We start from the raw sequence: 14,983 nt of genomic DNA on the forward strand, positions 1-14,983 counted from the left end.
GGGTCGCACAGCGACCGCTCGCCGGTCCCCCGCAAAGCGGGAAACAGCGTGGAGAGGACAGCTCTCGAACCACCCTCGCGACGATCGCCAACCAAGCATCACCCGGGTGGCGTCGCGCCAGCCAGAACCCATCGAGCGGCCATCGGCAACGGATCTGCATTGACCCGCCTCGCAGCGGAGCCATACGGCCTTCCCTCGCGGAGTCTCGTGATATAGCATGCGCGCTATGCCCTGGGGCGAGGTCGAGCTCGATCCAGAAGTCCGGACTGGTACCTCTCCCTGGGCGAGGACGATCAAGGACGGGTGCGATTCCACATCGACCGGCTGGCCGAACGGGGCCCGCTGCTCGATGAACCGCACACCCGGCAACTGGCCGGCAAGCTGCGAGAGCTCCGGTTCTTTCTGAAGGGCCGACCGACTCGGGTGACGTTTTGGATCGCGCCGGAGCGGCGAATCGTGCTCTTGACGGTCTTCGAGAAGACACGCCGACGAGAACGACGGGAGATCGAGCGGGCGCGACGGGCCATGGAGCGATGCATCGCCGAACAGCACGGAGTCGACGAGGAGTGAACGAGATGACCAGGCGCACCAGCTGGGAGCAGCTCAAAAGAGACCACCCGCTCACCCCATCAGGAGAGGCGGCCTACGAGGACGAGGGTCGGATCACCGCCTTCCGTGAGCTCGTGTTCCGGCTGAGGACCGAGGCGGGACTCACCCAGGCGGAGCTCGCCGCTCGCATGGGCACGACCCAATCAGCCATTGCGCGGGTCGAAGGGGGCGGCACGCGTCCCACCCTCGACACACTCGAGAAGCTCGCCACAGCAGTCGGTCACGAGCTCGTTGTCGGCGTCGGTGAGCGACTCTCGGAGGATCCCACGATCGCCAAGCTCGTGCGCGACGGCCATGCCGTCGTGTCACGGGGACACTGAGGACCAGGAGCAGGCCCGCCTGGTCATTCCGGGAAGTACCGATCCATGCCCCCCGCCAACCCAAGCCACCCCCTCGGCTCGGGTCGCAGGGCGACCGCTCGCCGGTCCCCCGCAAAGCGGGAGACAGCGTGGGGAGCGCCACCCGTACCCCGCCCAACACCTCACCCCGCCATACCCAAGCCGCCCCAACACGCAATCTCCCGGCGCCAGCCGGGGGATCGACGAGAGCCACAGGCCGAGTCGAGGGGGCCCCACAACCCCCAAGCACCCCCTCGGCTCGGGTCGCAGGGCGACCGCTCGCCGGTCCCCCGCAAAGCGGGAGACAGCGTGGATAGGCAGCGCTCCGAGACACCCCGAGCCGCCCCCAACCCCAAGCCGCCCCCTCGGCTCGGGTCGCAGGGCGACCGCTCGCCGGTCCCCCGCAAAGCGGGAGACAGCGTGGAGAGCGCCACAGGCCGAGTCGAGGGGGCCCCGCCAACCCGAGCCGCCCCAACACGCAATCCCCCGGCACCAGCCGGGGGATCGACGAGCGCCACAGGCCGAGTCGAGGGGGGCCCCAAATCCAAGCCGCCCCCTCGGCTCGGGTCGCACAGCGACCACTCGCCGGTCCCCCGCAAAGCGGGAGACAGCGTGGGGAGCGCCACCCGTACCCCGCACAGCAGGAGACAGCGTGGACAGGACGGCTCGAAGGACCCTTGCGATCGGTGAGGCAGTTCCGAAGGAACTGGAGACGGACCTGCCGCCGGCAGGTCCGCGTGGAGCTGAGGGGATTTGAACCCCTGACCTCTTGCATGCCATGCAAGCGCTCTGCCAACTGAGCTACAGCCCCTCGCCGAACGGCGGGACGGCGATTGTATCAGGCGTCCGCCGAGGCCGGTTCGTAGTCGATCGAGGGTGCGTCCGCCCAGAGGCGCTCCAGCTCGTAGTAGTCGCGGGTCTCCTGATCGAACACGTGGACGACGATGTCGCCGTAGTCGAGGAGCACCCACCGGGCATGCTCCTTGCCTTCACGACGGAGCGGCTTGCGGCTCAGGTGCCGCGCCAGTTGCGCCTCGACCTCGTCCACGAGCGATTTGACGTGACGATTCGACGTGCCGGTCGCGATGACGAACACATCCGTCACGACGACGAGCTCCGATACGTCCAGCAGGGACATGTCGAGCCCTCGCTTGTCGTCGATCGCGGCAGCCGCATGCAGAGCTGCGGTCCTGGCTTCGATATCGGCGGCGATGCGCTAGTCCTCTGCCTCGGGAACGTCGTATCCCACGATGATAGAGAGGTCGACGACACTCGACGGCGCACGGAGCTCGAGCTCGACGGCGCCGAGTCCCAGGAGCGCAACCACCTCCTGGGCCGGGAGGATGTTGTCGCGTCCTTGCGCGATGACGAGCGTCGTGTCGTAGTCGAACGTCACCGCATTGTCGGTGCGCACGACGCGAAAGCCGCTGCCAATGAGCACCTCGGCGACGCCGCGCGCCCCCTGAAGCCGGCCGTTCCCGTTGAGGAGCTCGAGGCGCGGCCGTGGTTCTGCCGCAACGAGGCGCCCGCCGAGCCTCGCTGCCATGAATGAGTCTGCCTCGGCGGTGTCGAGTACGAAGCCATCGGCGTCCCCGCCTGCGCCCGTGCGATCGACCGGGATGAGCGTGACGCTCGCACCCAACGCGGCGGCGACCGCCGCCTTCCCCTCCGCCGGGTCGGCCGCCACGGACGCCAGGCGCTCGGCGATCTGGGGCGCCGCAACCGCAGCCCCGAGCACCGCATCCCACACCGCCGCCTGCCGCTCCACCCACCCCAGTACGTCGCTGCCACCTGGATCGATCAGCATCATCGTGGCCGTGGCGGCGTCTACTCGGGACGAGCCGGCCGCAGCCACGAGTGTCTCCCCTGTGTCTCCCATGATGACGTAATCCGACCGCAGGCCGACGCCGAGCTCGCCCCCGATCACTGCGGTCATCTCGTCGGGACCGACGAGTGCGACGGTATCGAATCGAAGGCCGGTCGCATTCGTGAGCACGAGGCCGGCGAACGAGGCGTCCTCGAAGAGCGGGGCATCGGCGAGCTGGAACTCGCCGTAGCCCGGCAGCGTGACGAAGAGCGGGGCCGGGACGAGCAGGGCCAATGGGGCGCCTGCCTCGTCTGCCGTGAGAATGGCGAACGACGCCCCCCTCCCCGACTCGTCTGTGACGACGACGAGAAGAGCCGCGGCTTCGTCGCCGTTCTGTCCGGTGCCGAGAACCGACTCGACGTCGACCGCCTCGGCATCCGCTCGCAACGAGGTCGTCCACTCCGACCAGCGTCCACGCAACCAGGGAGACGCCAGCAGACCCCCGACCAGCACGGTGACGAGCGCGATGCCGCTCCATGAGCGCCGACCGGCGCGCCTGATGGGTGCGTCAGGCCGGGAGCGACGTCGCGTCACCATCAGCCATACACGCCCTCGGCCACGATGTAGCGCCACACCGGCTCGGCCACGAGGAACCGAAGGCTGTGCCCCGCCCTCGCCATGGCCCGCAGCTCGGTGCCCGAGACGTGGAGCAGCGGCATCGTGAGCCACTCCCAGCGGCGCCCCTCCAGCACGGAGGCGACCCGTTGGGACTCGACACCCGGCCGGGGTGCCACCGCGATGGCAGCCCGCGCCATGACCTCCTCGCCACGTTGCCAAGTCGGCAGCCGCGCCGCGGCGTCGGCGCCGAGGATCAGCGTCAACTCCTCGTCGTCCGGGAACGACTCGAGGGTCTCGATCGTGTACGTCCACCCGTCGCGGCGCACCTCGCGGTCGTCTGCGTCGAAGTAGTCGACGCCCTCGACAGCGAGCTTGGTCATCGCCCAGCGGGCACTCGACCCGGTGACCGACTCCGCCGCCTTCTGCCAGGGGGAGCCTGCCGGGATCAAGGTGACGACGTCGAGGCCCAACGACCTGTAAGCCGCCTCACCGGCATACAGATGGGCCAAATGGGGTGGGTCGAAGGTTCCGCCGAGCAGGCCGCGTCGCACGGCGGGAGCATAGGCGCGGCCGTCACGGACCCCTCTGCCGACCGGGGGCGCTCACGGGCACCGGCATCGGCTGTCTGGGCAGGAGAGCCAGGCCGTCCCGTGGGTCTTCGAGGCATCCGAGCCAGGCAAGCGGATCCTGGTACACGTCGCGGAGGCGGACCGAGAAATGGAGTGCTTGGCGGCCGTGGTCGAGCCCGGAGAGCCCCACCACGTCACCTTGCGCGACCCGATCCCCGCGGGTGACGTCGATCCTCGACAAGTAGCTGTACGAGGTCTTCACCCCTCCTCCGTGGTCGACGGTCACGGAGCGCATCCCGGCCACGGACCCCGCGAAGGTCACCGACCCGGGTGAAGCGGCGGTGACCGGCGAGCCGACGGGCGCCGCCAGGTCGACTCCCCAGTGACCGGAGTATGCGCCGGTCGGCTCGAAGTACCTGACGACCGGTCCGGGCACAGGGGCGACGAGGCCGGGGCAGGAGAGCAGGACCGCAACCGCGGCTGCAGCCGGCGCGAGGGACATGAGAGCACCTCCGGCAGCCACCGCAGCGTGCCACAGGCTATCGCCGCGGGATGACAGAGAGAAGGGCGTCCGCCGCCCGTGCCGCCCGGGATTCCTAGACCGCCGACGAGGCGGAAGCGAGCTCCTGCGGGGGGCCGGCGAGCTTCGTGGCCAGCTCCCGAAGGTCCGTTGGGCGGAAAGGCTTCGTCAGGAATCCGTCGGCGCCGTCGCGATCGGCACGCTCCCGCTGCTCGTCCTGGGCGTGTGCCGTCAGCACGAGGACCTGCAGGGCCCTCGTGGCCTCGTTGGCACGCAACGCCTCGAGAACCTCCCAGCCGCTCATGCCGGGGAGTCCGACGTCGAGGATGACGAGGTCGGGCAGCAGCTCGGTCGCCGCGGCGAGGCCGCTCGGGCCGTCGGCACGCATCTCGACCTCGAAACCGGCCGGGCGCAGGCAGACCTCGATCAGGCGCTGAATCACCTGAGAGTCTTCAACTACAAGCACTCGCCTGCTCACGAGTTCCTCCTGTTTACCGGCACCACTGTGCTTCTCCTCATCTCCAGCTATCGGTTCTGCCCCACGGAAACTTGAGGAAGGTTCAGGCGCGGCGAGCGAATCGTCTGTGGAGAGCGACCCGCTCGACGAAGCGCTCCAACTGCCGCAACGTCCTCACTTCGACGACATCGGCGCAGTGTGGCCCGTACAGCGACATGACCGAGTCTCCCGTGTCCCAGTAGCGGTGCGACTCGGGGTTCAGCCAGAAGAGCGCACGCGCCCGGCGTGCCAACTCCTCGACCAGCTCAGGCCGCGCATCCCGATAGTTCGACCTCGCATCGCCGGTGATGATCACGGTCGAGCGGGCAGTCACGACGTCTCCGTAGCGGTCGAGGAACGAGTCGAGCGCCGCCCCGTAGTCCGAGTGTCCGTCGCGCCACACGAGAGTGGCACCGGCCGACATGTCGACCACGGCGTCCGCGAAGTCGACACCGGGACCGAAGTACCGGGTGACCTCGTCGATCCCGTCGACGAAGGCAAACGAGCGAACCCTCGAGAAGTGGTGCGAGATGGCGTACGTCAGCTGCAACGTGAATCGGGCGAACGTCGCCATCGAGCCGGACACGTCACACAAGAGGATGAGCTCCGGTTTCGAGACGCGAGGCGGCTTGAACTTGGGGGCAACGAGGGCGCCACCGTGCTCGAGAGATCGCCTGATCGTGCGGCGCACATCGAGCCTGCCCCTCCTCCCCCGGCGGAGGCGATCGGCCAGACGAGTCGCCAACTTCCTCGCCAGCGGGGCGATGACGGCGTCGAGCCGGGCGAGCTCTTCACGGGTGGCGTGCATCAGGTCGACATCCTCGACGAGAGGTGACCTAAGAGTCTGGGCGACGGCCTCGGGCCCCCGATCCTCGACGAGACGCCTGATGATCTCCTGCCTGACCTCGGAGCGGAACGACTCTGCTGCCACCTGAGCCCGCTCTGCTCGCAGGCGGGCGTCGAGCGGATCGTCGCCATCGTCGCCGGTAGCCCCGAGCAGCCTGTCGACGAGCGACTCGGCGCCGAGCCGGCGCATCACCCTGTAGTAGTAGTACCGCCCTCCGACGGGCCTCCCGGGCTGGATTCCCGAGAGCTCGGAGACGGCTCGGCGTGCCAGGGTCCTGACGGCGTCTCGATCGCCGGAGGCGAGCGCGGCGACGATGGCGTCGAACAGCTCGCCGGCGTCCGGACCGCCGCCACCGCCCCCGGTGGGCTCCGCGCCGACGTCGTCTCCCGCCGTCACCGCCTCGTCTCCCGAAGAATCGGCGGCGCGCATGCCGAAGAACACGTCGAAGGTGGCATCGAAGGTCGCAACGTGCCTGGCGTTCTTCACGAGCGTGGCGGCGAGTGACGCCCTGAAGGCCTCGCGGTCGCCGAGGTCGGTGTGCTCCAGCGCCGAGGCCGCATCGAGCGCCTCGACCATCGACACGGGCACGCCGACCTGGCGCAGCTCGTCGACGAATGAGACGAGTGTCCCGATCATCAGCCCGGCGGTGCCCCGAGCGTCACCAATGCCTTGTCGATGTCCGTCTGGTACTTCAAGAGAACGTTGATCGTGTCGGCGGTCACACCGGCGTCCACGTCCTCGATGCCGAGGGCGAGCAGCGTGCGAGCCCAGTCGATCGACTCGCTCACGGACGGCGCCTTGCGCACCGGCAGCTCTCTGAGGCTGCGGACCACCTCGGCGATCCGGGTCGCCAAGCGCTCCGGGAGCCCGGGAACCCTCGCCAGCAGGATGTCCCTCTCCCGCTCCGCCGTCGGGTAGGTGATGTGCAGGAAGAGGCAGCGCCGCTTGAGCGCCTCCGACAGCTCCCTGGTGTTGTTCGAGGTGAGCACGACGATGGGCCGCGACCGGGCCTCCATCGTGCCGAGCTCCGGGATCGTGATCTGGAAGGCGTCGAGCACCTCCAGGAGGAGAGCCTCGGTCTCCATCTCGACCCTGTCGACCTCGTCGATGAGCAAGACCACCGGATCATCCGACGAGATCGCCTCGAGGAGAGGCCGGGTGAGTAGGAAGTCCCGGGTGAAGATGTCGCCCTCGAGCGTGTCCCACGCCCGACCCTCGTCAGCCTGGATCCGCAGGAGCTGCTTGTGGTAGTTCCACTCGTACAGGGCCTTTGCCTCGTCGAGACCCTCGTAACACTGGAGACGCACGAGACGGCGTCCCCCCGCAGTTGCGATCGCCACCGCCAGGGCCGTCTTGCCGACCCCGGCAGGGCCCTCGGCGAGGATCGGCTTCTCGAGCCGGTCGGCGAGGTACACGACCTGCGCGATCTTCGGATCGGCGAGATAGCCGGCGCGCTCGAGCGCGGTCGCCACCTCGCTGGGGCTCTCCCACAAGGACACTCAGCGAACCTGGCCCGAGCCCGTGAGCACGTATCGTTCACACGTGAGCGCTTCGAGGCCCATCGGCCCCCGCACGTGGAGCTTCTGGGTCGAGATGCCGATCTCCGCGCCGTAGCCGAACTCCTCGCCGTCGGTGAAACGGCTCGAGACGTTGACCGCGGTTACCGCGGCGTCGACCCCGCCGACGAAGGCGTCTGCCGCCGCAAGGTCCTCGGTGACGATCACCTCGGTGTGGCCCGTCCCGTAGCGGCGTATGTGCTCGATCGCCTCGCCGATGCCGTCGACCACCTTGACCGCCATCACGAGATCGAGGAACTCGGTCGCCCAGTCGACGTCGCTCGCAGGCGCCATGTCGCCGTCGAGAGCGCGGGCCGCCTCGTCGCCGCGCAGCTCGACGCCCTCTCCACGCAACGCGGCCGCCACCTTCGGGATGAACTCCGCGGCGACGTCGCGGTGCACGAGGAGCGTCTCGGCGGCATTGCAGACCCCGGGCCGCTGAACCTTGGCGTTGAGCGTGATGGCCTCTGCCTTGCCGAGGTCGGCTGCGGCATCGACGTAGACGTGGCAATTGCCCGCCCCGTCGATGACGAACGGGACCTTGGCTTCGGCGGCGACGGCGGAGATCAGGCCCTGGCCTCCCCTCGGCACGAGCAGATCGACCCATCCGGTGGCCTGCATCAGGGCGGTGGCGCCCTCCCTGCTCGTGTCGTCGAGCACTTGGACGGTATCGACGGGAAGGTCTCGGGCGACGAGGGCGGCCCGCAAAGCGTCGCCGATCGCCCTGTTCGAACGAAGCGCATACGAAGAGCCGCGCAGCAGCACTGCGTTCCCGGCCTTCACACAGAGTCCGGCGGCATCAGCCGTGACGTTCGGCCGTGCCTCGTAGATGACCGCAACGACGCCGAGCGGCACCCGCACCCGCTTCACGTCGACGCCGTTGTCCATCCGCCAGCCCTTCGTGACGACACCGACGGGGTCGGCGAGGCCGGCGACCTTCCCGAGTCCCGCGACGATGGCGTCGATGCGAGCTTCGGTGAGGCGCAGCCGGTCGAGCAAGGCACCCGAGATCCCCTCGGCGTCTGCGAGTTCCATGTCGGCGGAGTTGGCGGCCAGGATCTGGGCTCTCGCCGCGTCGACGTGGTCGGCCATCGACTCGAGGAGGGCCGACTTGATGGCGGGGCTCAACCCGCCGATGACCCGGGCGGCCGCCTTGGCGCGCGCGCCGATCTCCTCGATCGATGGACTCACCCTCATGCGCCGAGTCTATCGGCGGCAGGTGCCCCGGGCGCCGATCAGTCGGAGGCCCTGGCTGCCTCGTCGAGTATGAGATCGATCTCCCTCATGAGCAGCGCCTCGAGGCGAGCCACCTCGGCGGGCTCGTACGTGCGCCTGCCGTCGGCGAGGTCGATGATCGCATCGTCGACGTCACCTCTCGTCGCCTTCCTCAGATCGATGACGGTGCGCACCGACTCCGCTCCGTCATCTGCCTTGCGGAGGCGCGCCAGAGACAGCTCTCGCCGTAGCTCGCGATTGGCGTTCTCGAGCTCCATGCGCGAGGACTTGGCGAGCTGATCGCGTCTTCGGGCGAGGGCGAAGCCGATCACAGTCGCCACGACGGCTACTACGAGCAACGCCACCAGTTCTTCCACCATGTTCCTACCTCCTGTCGCGTCGACCTCTTCACGATGTCGCCAATCGGTATTCGGCTCTCCCGTTCTCTGCCTGACCGAGCACCGGCTACGGAGCAAGGCACTCCGACGACAACGGTGAGTGGCGGCGCGGCAACGGCGAGGACGGGCCAGGCGTGGTCGCTCTGCAGGCGCGACTGCGCTCGCATGACGAGATGCTGATACTCCGTCGGCTTCACCGCAGCCCCCACTAAGCCCTGACCACCCTACGACATCAAGGCTACCAGTCGCTCGGGCACAGTCAATGGGGGCGTCGCGGAACGCTCGGCGCCTCGATCAGCCGAACACGACGAGGTCGTCGCGATGGATCACTGCCCCACCGGCCACCGAAGTGTGAGTCCCACGGAGAGTGGTCACGTCGGCTGATCCGATTCGGGTCAACCCCTTGGCAATGATCCGCCCATCGGCGGTGACCTCGACGGCGGCGCCCGCCTCGAACGATCCGGCGTGGGAGGCGATCCCGGCGGGCAGCAGCGAGGCACCGGACCGCACTATGGCGGCGGCGGCGCCGGCGTCGACCGCGAGCGATCCTTCCGTTCGGAGGCCGAATGCGATCCAGAGCTTGCGCGCCGTCAGCCGCGACGAGTGCGGTTCGACCCAGGTCCCCACGTCGCCACCCTGCACTGCGACGAGCGCGGCGTCTGCCCTGCCGGCCTCGGCGATCACGGTCGGGATGCCCGACCATGCGGCCATCCTGGCTGCGCTGACCTTGGTGGCGACCCCCCCCGATCCGAAGCCACTGGCGCGACTCGACCTGTGGAGCTCGTCGAGGATCTCGTCCGTGTGGCGGACGGCGGTCAGCAGCTCCGCTTCGTCGCTGAGGCGGGGATCATCGGAGAAAAGCCCCTGCGTATCCGTCAGGATGACGAGCATGCCCGCCGAGACGAGGTGGGAGACGATTGCGGCAAGTCGGTCGTTGTCGCCGAGGCGGAGCTCGTCGACGACGACGGTGTCGTTCTCGTTCACCACCGGGACGACGCCGAGGCTCAGCATCCGCTCGAGGGCCTCCCGGGCGTGCAGGTACTGGCCCCGATTGGCGAGCACGTCGCGAGTGAGCAGCACCTGGCCGGCGACCCGGCCGCGCACGCCGAGCTCTCGCGTGTAGATCTCCATGAGCTTTCCCTGCCCGACGGCGGCGGCCACCTGGAGAGCTGGGAGATCGGTCGGGCGCCGCTGCAGCCCGAGCGCCGGGAGACCGGCAGCCACCGCCCCGGAGCTGACGAGGATCGTGGGATGTCCTGCGCCCCACAGGGCATCGACCTGCTCCACGATGGCGACGACTCGTTGGGGATCGATCCCGCCCTTGGGGCCGGTGAGCGAGGAGGAGCCGACCTTGACGACGACGGCGCTCCCGCCTGACGCGGGGCGTCTCATTCCGTGCCGACCGCCTCTGGGTCGAACGTGAAGACGAGATCCCCGATCTGGACGTCGTCACCGGGTTCGGCGCCCGCCGCCCGCAGCGCTTCTGCGACCCCGATCCTGGCAAGTCGCCTGGAGGCGAGGTCGGCGGCCTCCGGGACCGTGAGGTCGGCGAGGCGGATCGCCCGTTGCGCAGCGCGGCCTTCCACCAGCCACACCCCCCCGCTTCTCGTGACGCTGAAGTCCGACTCGAGTGGTCGATGGAGCACGAAGCCTGGTCGCTCGGGAGCGGCACGTCTCGCCGTATCGACCATGTCGGCGATGGCGTGCGCCAGCGCTTCGAGCCCTTCGCCGGTGGCGGCGGAGATCATGTGGACGTGGACGGCGCGCTGTTCGGCCCAGTCCGCCAGGAGGCGCGGGTCCTCGTGAGCGTCGATCTTGTTGACCGCGATGACCCTCGGGAGGCGTGCCAGGGCAGCCGAGTGGTGGGCGAGCTCCCGCTCGAGCACCGCCAGCTGCTCCGGGAAGGGCGTCTCCTGCATGTCGGTCGGGTCGAGGAGGACGACGAGGGCCCGCGCCCGCTCGACGTGCCTCAGGAACTCGTGGCCGAGCCCCCTTCCCTCGGCGGCCCCCTCGACGAGGCCCGGGATGTCCGCCAGGACGAACTGCCTCTCGTCGACGGTCACGACTCCCAGGTTCGGCTCGAGGGTGGTGAAGGGGTAGTCGGCGATCTTGGGCCGGGCGGCCGAGAGCCGTGACACGAGCGTGCTCTTGCCGGCATTCGGAAAGCCGACGAGGGCGGCGTCGGCGAGCAACCTCAGCTCGAGGACGACCGTGACCTCTTGTCCGTACTCTCCCTGCTCGGAGAGACTCGGGGCCTTCCTCGCCTTCGTGACGAAAGCGGCGTTGCCCCGGCCACCCTTTCCTCCCCTGGCGACGACGAGCTGCTGGCCTTCCTCGACGAGGTCGGCGAGCAGTGTGCCGGATGCGTCGCTGACGAGGGTGCCGAGCGGCACCCCGAGCACCGTGACCCTGCCGCCTCTGCCGTGGCGGAGGTCACCCTCACCGTGGGTGCCGTCCTCGCCGGCCCAGTGGCTCTGCCTGTCGTACTCGAGCAGCGAGGTCTTGTCCGCGGTGGCCCGGAGGACAACGTCACCCCCGGCGCCTCCCGACCCGCCGGTCGGCTTGCCGCGGGGCCTGCCCTTCTGGCGCAGGAAACTGGCGACGCCGGCGCCTCCGTTTCCCCCTTTGATCCGGACCGTTGCCCGGTCGACGAAGCTCATGGTGGCTAGGGCGTGCGGGACGCCCCTTCGCTCAGTCGTCGAGGATCGAGACGAGGCGCCTCCCGCGACGCTCGCCGTACTTCACGACGCCGCTCGTCATGGCGAAAAGGGTGTCGTCACCGCCGCGCCCGACGTTGTCGCCGGGATGGATCCTCGTGCCGCGCTGGCGTACGAGAACAGATCCGGCGCTGACCCGTTGCCCGTCGAAGACCTTCGGACCGAGGCGCTTGGCGGCAGAGTCGCGGCCGTTCTTGCTGGAGCCGCTGGCTTTCGTCTTCGACATGGTTACGCCTCCTCGTCGGTCTGCGCTTCGGAGGACTTCTCCTCCTCGGCCTCGGCTGGCTTGGTCGCCTTGGCGGTCGACTTCTTCGACGCTGCCTTCTTCTTGGCGCCGGTTTCGATCTTCGTCACCTGCAGCCGGGTGTACGTCTGGCGGTGGCCGGCGTTCTTGCGGTACCCGCTCTTCGGCTTGTACTTGAAGACCTGGATCTTCTCTCCCCTGCTCTCGCCGATCACGGCGGCCGTGACGGTGGCCTTCTCGAGCTCACCCCGGTCCGAGACGATGCTGCCATCGTCGCCCACGACGAGCAGCGGCTGGAATGTGACCTCGTCCCCGGCGTCCTTGATGCGCTCGACGTCGATGACGTCGCCCTCACGGACCTTCGCCTGCTTCCCGCCGGCGCGGATGATGGCGTACATCTTCAATCCTCCGAGATTCATGGAACGGCGAGCGGGCTGCGGCTCGCGTTCGGAGCGCCACATGCTACTACGGGTCGCCGAGGGCGGATCAGTCCTCGGTGACGTCCTCGACCTCCAGAGCGGGAGGGAGGGGGGCGCCGACCGTGGCGGCGTCCTCGTAGAGCAGCACTCCTCGCCCCGCACAATGGGGGCACACCTCGGAGAACGATTCGAGGAGCCCTGCCGAGACGTTCTTGCGGGTCATCTCGACGAGTCCGAGGTTCGAAACGTCGAACACCTGGGTCCTCCGCTTGTCCTTGGCGAGCTGCTCACGGAACTTGAGCAGCACCTGGTCGCGGTTGCGCTCGATCTCCATGTCTATGAAGTCGATGACGATGATCCCGCCGATGTCGCGCAGGCGGAGCTGCCGGGCGATCTCCTCCGCGGCTTCGAGGTTGTTCTGGAGGACGGTCTCCTCGAGGTTGCTGTGCCCGACGAACCGGCCGGTGTTCACGTCGATGACGGTGAGGGCCTCCGTCCTGTCGACGACGATGTGCCCACCGGACGGCAGCCACACCTTCCTGTCGAGCGCCTTCCGGAGCTGATCCTCGACGTGGAACCGCTCGAACAGCGGCATCTCGTCCTCGTACATCTTGACCTTGCCGACGAGCTCCGGCTCGGTCTTCTCGAGGTAGGAGACGACCATGTCGAGCGTCTCCTTGTCGTCGACGAGGAGACGCTTGAAGTCCTTGGTGAAGTGCTCGCGGATCACCCGCAGCACGAGCTGTGGCTCCTCGTAGATGAGGGCGGGTGGAGCAGCGTCCGTTTTCGCCTCGATGTCCTCCCATATCGACTCGAGGCGCTCGATGTCCGCCTCGAGGTCTTCTCGCGATGCTCCTTCGGCGGCCGTCCTGACGATGACACCCATCCCCTTGGGGCGGATGTCGGCGACGATGTCGCGCAGCCGGCGGCGCTCGTCCTCTGGAAGGCGTCGCGAGATGCCGCGCACATCCGGATCCGAGGACAGCACGAGATAGCGGCCCGACAGGCTGACGTCGTTCGCCAGCCGGGCGCCCTTGTGACCCATTGCGTCCTTGACGACTCGGACGACGACCGAGTCGCCCGGTTTGAGGACCATCTCGATGCGGCGCTTGCCGTTCTCGACGTCGGCATCGTCGTAGTTCACGTCGCCCGAGTAGAGGACTCCGTTCTTGCCGGCCCCGAAATCGATGAAGGCCGCCTCCATCCCGGGCAGGACGTTGCGCACCTTCCCGACGTACACGTTGCCGACGAGCGACTGCTTGTCGGACCTGGCGACGTAGTGCTCCACGAGGACGGGTCCCTCGAGGACGACGATCTGGGTCTGGTGGGGGCTGGAGCGCACCAGCATCTGCTTGCGGGCCGTCTCGGGAGGCGGCAGCACCTCGAGGTGGGGTCGCGCCGACGACCGCTCCCTCGACGTCGCCCGACTCGTCGAGCTGCGCGACCGGGTGCGACTGGACGAGCGGCCGCTACGCGAGTCCGAGTCGGGGTGCGAACCGGGCGCCGGGGCGCGGCTCGATCGGCTGTTGCGCCGAGACGTCCTACTCGTGTCTTGTTTGTCCGGGGCAGTCACCTGCTCCGGCTCTTTGAAGCGGCGAATCGTGGCGGTCTTTCCGCCGAGGTCCTCCAGTTTGCGTTCCTCCTCGAGTGCACCTCTTCTGATGACTCGGGGAGTCTTCTTGCGAAACAAAGGCATGCAAGCTCTCCTTGAAGCCCATTGCTGGGCGATGAACTGACCAGCTCGAGCGGCCCTCGGCGTGCGGCATCCGGCGCAGATGCTCGGGAAGGAGCACGACTCGTGCAGTGCGGCCCACGAAGCAGCATGTGGGCGTGAGGACGAGCACGGTCGACATGTCCTAGCGATCCCCTGACGGGTCCTTGGCCGGAAACTGGCCACCGCACGCAGTGGCTCGAGCCCGCACGAGGGTAGCAGGCATCTTCGCGCTCTCGGCGCACCGGCCGGTCACCGTATCCATCGTGGCGGCGGCCACCGTATCCATCGTGGCGGCGCCAACCGCGGTGCTACGCTCCGGCGCCATGCAGCGAAGGGCCGAGCAGGGCTGGATCGAAGTCATCTGCGGGCCGATGTTCTCAGGCAAGAGCGAAGAGCTGATCAGGCGCATCACCCGTTATCACCTCGCCCGGGTCCCGACGCAAACCTTCAAGCCGACCGTCGACATCCGTTACGCCGTCGCAGAGGTCGTCTCGCACAGCAGGCTTTCGACCCAGGCGATTCCCGTCACCGACTCCGACGAGCTGCTGAGGTCGGTGGAGGACAGAACCGTGGTCGTAGGAATCGACGAAGGCCAGTTCTTCGACGGCGGCCTGGTCGAGGTGGCGACCCTCCTGGCCGGGGCGGGCAAGCGCGTGATCGTGGCCGGCCTCGATACCGACTTTCTGGGGCGCCCGTTCGAGCCGATCCCGTCGCTCATGCTGCGCGCCGAGTACGTCACCAAGGCTCTCGCCGTCTGCCACCGCTGCGGAGGGCCGGGACTGTTCACCCAGCGGGTCGTCCAGTCGGACGAGCTCGTCGTCCTGGGGGCCACCGACGCATACGAAGCCCGCTGCCGCCGCTGCTACGACCCCACGGAAGCCCAGCAGCCGAAGCTGGCGATAGAGGCCTGACCGGC

At 68.5% G+C, this 14,983-nt stretch carries 16 protein-coding genes, 1 tRNA gene and 1 pseudogene; 3 read left to right on the plus strand and 15 right to left on the minus strand.

Annotated features, from left to right (window positions below; genetic code table 11):
- The first annotated feature begins 303 nt into the window (after positions 1–303).
- Both VGC47_01645 and VGC47_01650 read left to right on the plus strand, forming a co-directional pair.
- Entirely contained in the window at positions 304–570 is a 267-nt protein-coding gene (locus VGC47_01645) for a type II toxin-antitoxin system RelE/ParE family toxin (protein HEX9854003.1), read from the plus strand.
- Between the two features lie 5 nt (positions 571–575).
- Positions 576–929: a helix-turn-helix transcriptional regulator gene (locus VGC47_01650; protein ID HEX9854004.1), complete on the plus strand. Its 354-nt coding sequence runs from the start codon at positions 576–578 to the stop codon at positions 927–929.
- 756 nt (positions 930–1,685) lie between these two features.
- Here VGC47_01650 and VGC47_01655 read toward each other — a convergent pair.
- From VGC47_01655 to VGC47_01725, 15 genes and pseudogenes are all read right to left on the minus strand, one after another.
- Positions 1,686–1,758: transfer RNA gene (locus VGC47_01655), tRNA-Ala, on the minus strand.
- Positions 1,759–1,785: 27 nt separating this feature from the next.
- Positions 1,786–2,085 carry a ribosome silencing factor gene (gene rsfS, locus VGC47_01660; protein ID HEX9854005.1) on the minus strand — a complete coding sequence of 100 codons (300 nt, stop codon included), beginning with the start codon at positions 2,083–2,085 and terminating at the stop codon, positions 1,786–1,788.
- Positions 2,086–2,163: 78 nt separating this feature from the next.
- The gene (locus VGC47_01665; GenBank protein HEX9854006.1) at positions 2,164–3,351 is read right to left on the minus strand and encodes a LytR C-terminal domain-containing protein; all 1,188 of its coding nucleotides are present in this window, start codon (positions 3,349–3,351) and stop codon (positions 2,164–2,166) included.
- Positions 3,351–3,923 carry a nicotinate-nucleotide adenylyltransferase gene (gene nadD / locus VGC47_01670; GenBank protein HEX9854007.1) on the minus strand — a complete coding sequence of 191 codons (573 nt, stop codon included), beginning with the start codon at positions 3,921–3,923 and terminating at the stop codon, positions 3,351–3,353. The genes VGC47_01665 and nadD overlap by 1 nt, the downstream gene beginning before the upstream one ends.
- Before the next feature lie 22 nt (positions 3,924–3,945).
- The gene (locus VGC47_01675; protein ID HEX9854008.1) at positions 3,946–4,443 is read right to left on the minus strand and encodes a M23 family metallopeptidase; all 498 of its coding nucleotides are present in this window, start codon (positions 4,441–4,443) and stop codon (positions 3,946–3,948) included.
- A 94-nt stretch (positions 4,444–4,537) separates the two neighbouring features.
- Positions 4,538–4,939 (minus strand): response regulator, encoded by a 402-nt coding sequence (locus tag VGC47_01680; GenBank protein ID HEX9854009.1) that lies wholly within the window; start codon positions 4,937–4,939, stop codon positions 4,538–4,540.
- An 82-nt stretch (positions 4,940–5,021) separates the two neighbouring features.
- Complete coding sequence (locus VGC47_01685) at positions 5,022–6,440, minus strand: VWA domain-containing protein (GenBank protein HEX9854010.1); 1,419 nt, start codon at positions 6,438–6,440, stop codon at positions 5,022–5,024.
- Complete coding sequence (locus tag VGC47_01690) at positions 6,440–7,276, minus strand: MoxR family ATPase (GenBank protein ID HEX9854011.1); 837 nt, start codon at positions 7,274–7,276, stop codon at positions 6,440–6,442. Before VGC47_01690 ends, VGC47_01685 begins: the two co-directional genes overlap by 1 nt.
- A 27-nt stretch (positions 7,277–7,303) precedes the next feature.
- On the minus strand, positions 7,304–8,557 hold the full coding sequence (locus VGC47_01695) for a glutamate-5-semialdehyde dehydrogenase (GenBank protein ID HEX9854012.1): 1,254 nt from the start codon (positions 8,555–8,557) through the stop codon (positions 7,304–7,306).
- A 38-nt stretch (positions 8,558–8,595) separates the two neighbouring features.
- Positions 8,596–8,955, minus strand: a complete 360-nt coding sequence (locus VGC47_01700; protein ID HEX9854013.1) for a hypothetical protein — start codon at positions 8,953–8,955, stop codon at positions 8,596–8,598.
- 312 nt (positions 8,956–9,267) lie between these two features.
- Complete coding sequence (gene proB, locus VGC47_01705) at positions 9,268–10,365, minus strand: glutamate 5-kinase (protein ID HEX9854014.1); 1,098 nt, start codon at positions 10,363–10,365, stop codon at positions 9,268–9,270.
- Complete coding sequence (gene obgE / locus VGC47_01710) at positions 10,362–11,633, minus strand: GTPase ObgE (GenBank protein HEX9854015.1); 1,272 nt, start codon at positions 11,631–11,633, stop codon at positions 10,362–10,364. Before obgE ends, proB begins: the two co-directional genes overlap by 4 nt.
- 31 nt (positions 11,634–11,664) lie before the next feature.
- Entirely contained in the window at positions 11,665–11,916 is a 252-nt protein-coding gene (gene rpmA / locus VGC47_01715) for a 50S ribosomal protein L27 (protein ID HEX9854016.1), read from the minus strand.
- Positions 11,917–12,032: 116 nt separating this feature from the next.
- A pseudogene (gene rplU / locus VGC47_01720) lies at positions 12,033–12,332 on the minus strand (50S ribosomal protein L21).
- Positions 12,333–12,420: 88 nt separating this feature from the next.
- The gene (locus VGC47_01725; GenBank protein ID HEX9854017.1) at positions 12,421–14,049 is read right to left on the minus strand and encodes an Rne/Rng family ribonuclease; all 1,629 of its coding nucleotides are present in this window, start codon (positions 14,047–14,049) and stop codon (positions 12,421–12,423) included.
- A 341-nt stretch (positions 14,050–14,390) separates the two neighbouring features.
- On the opposite strand from VGC47_01725, the gene VGC47_01730 reads away from it, so the two are divergent.
- Positions 14,391–14,978 carry a thymidine kinase gene (locus tag VGC47_01730; protein HEX9854018.1) on the plus strand — a complete coding sequence of 196 codons (588 nt, stop codon included), beginning with the start codon at positions 14,391–14,393 and terminating at the stop codon, positions 14,976–14,978.
- Positions 14,979–14,983: the final 5 nt, after the last annotated feature.

The sequence above is a fragment of the Acidimicrobiia bacterium genome, assembly GCA_036396535.1.
GTDB lineage: Bacteria > Actinomycetota > Acidimicrobiia > Spongiisociales > UBA5794 > DASWKR01.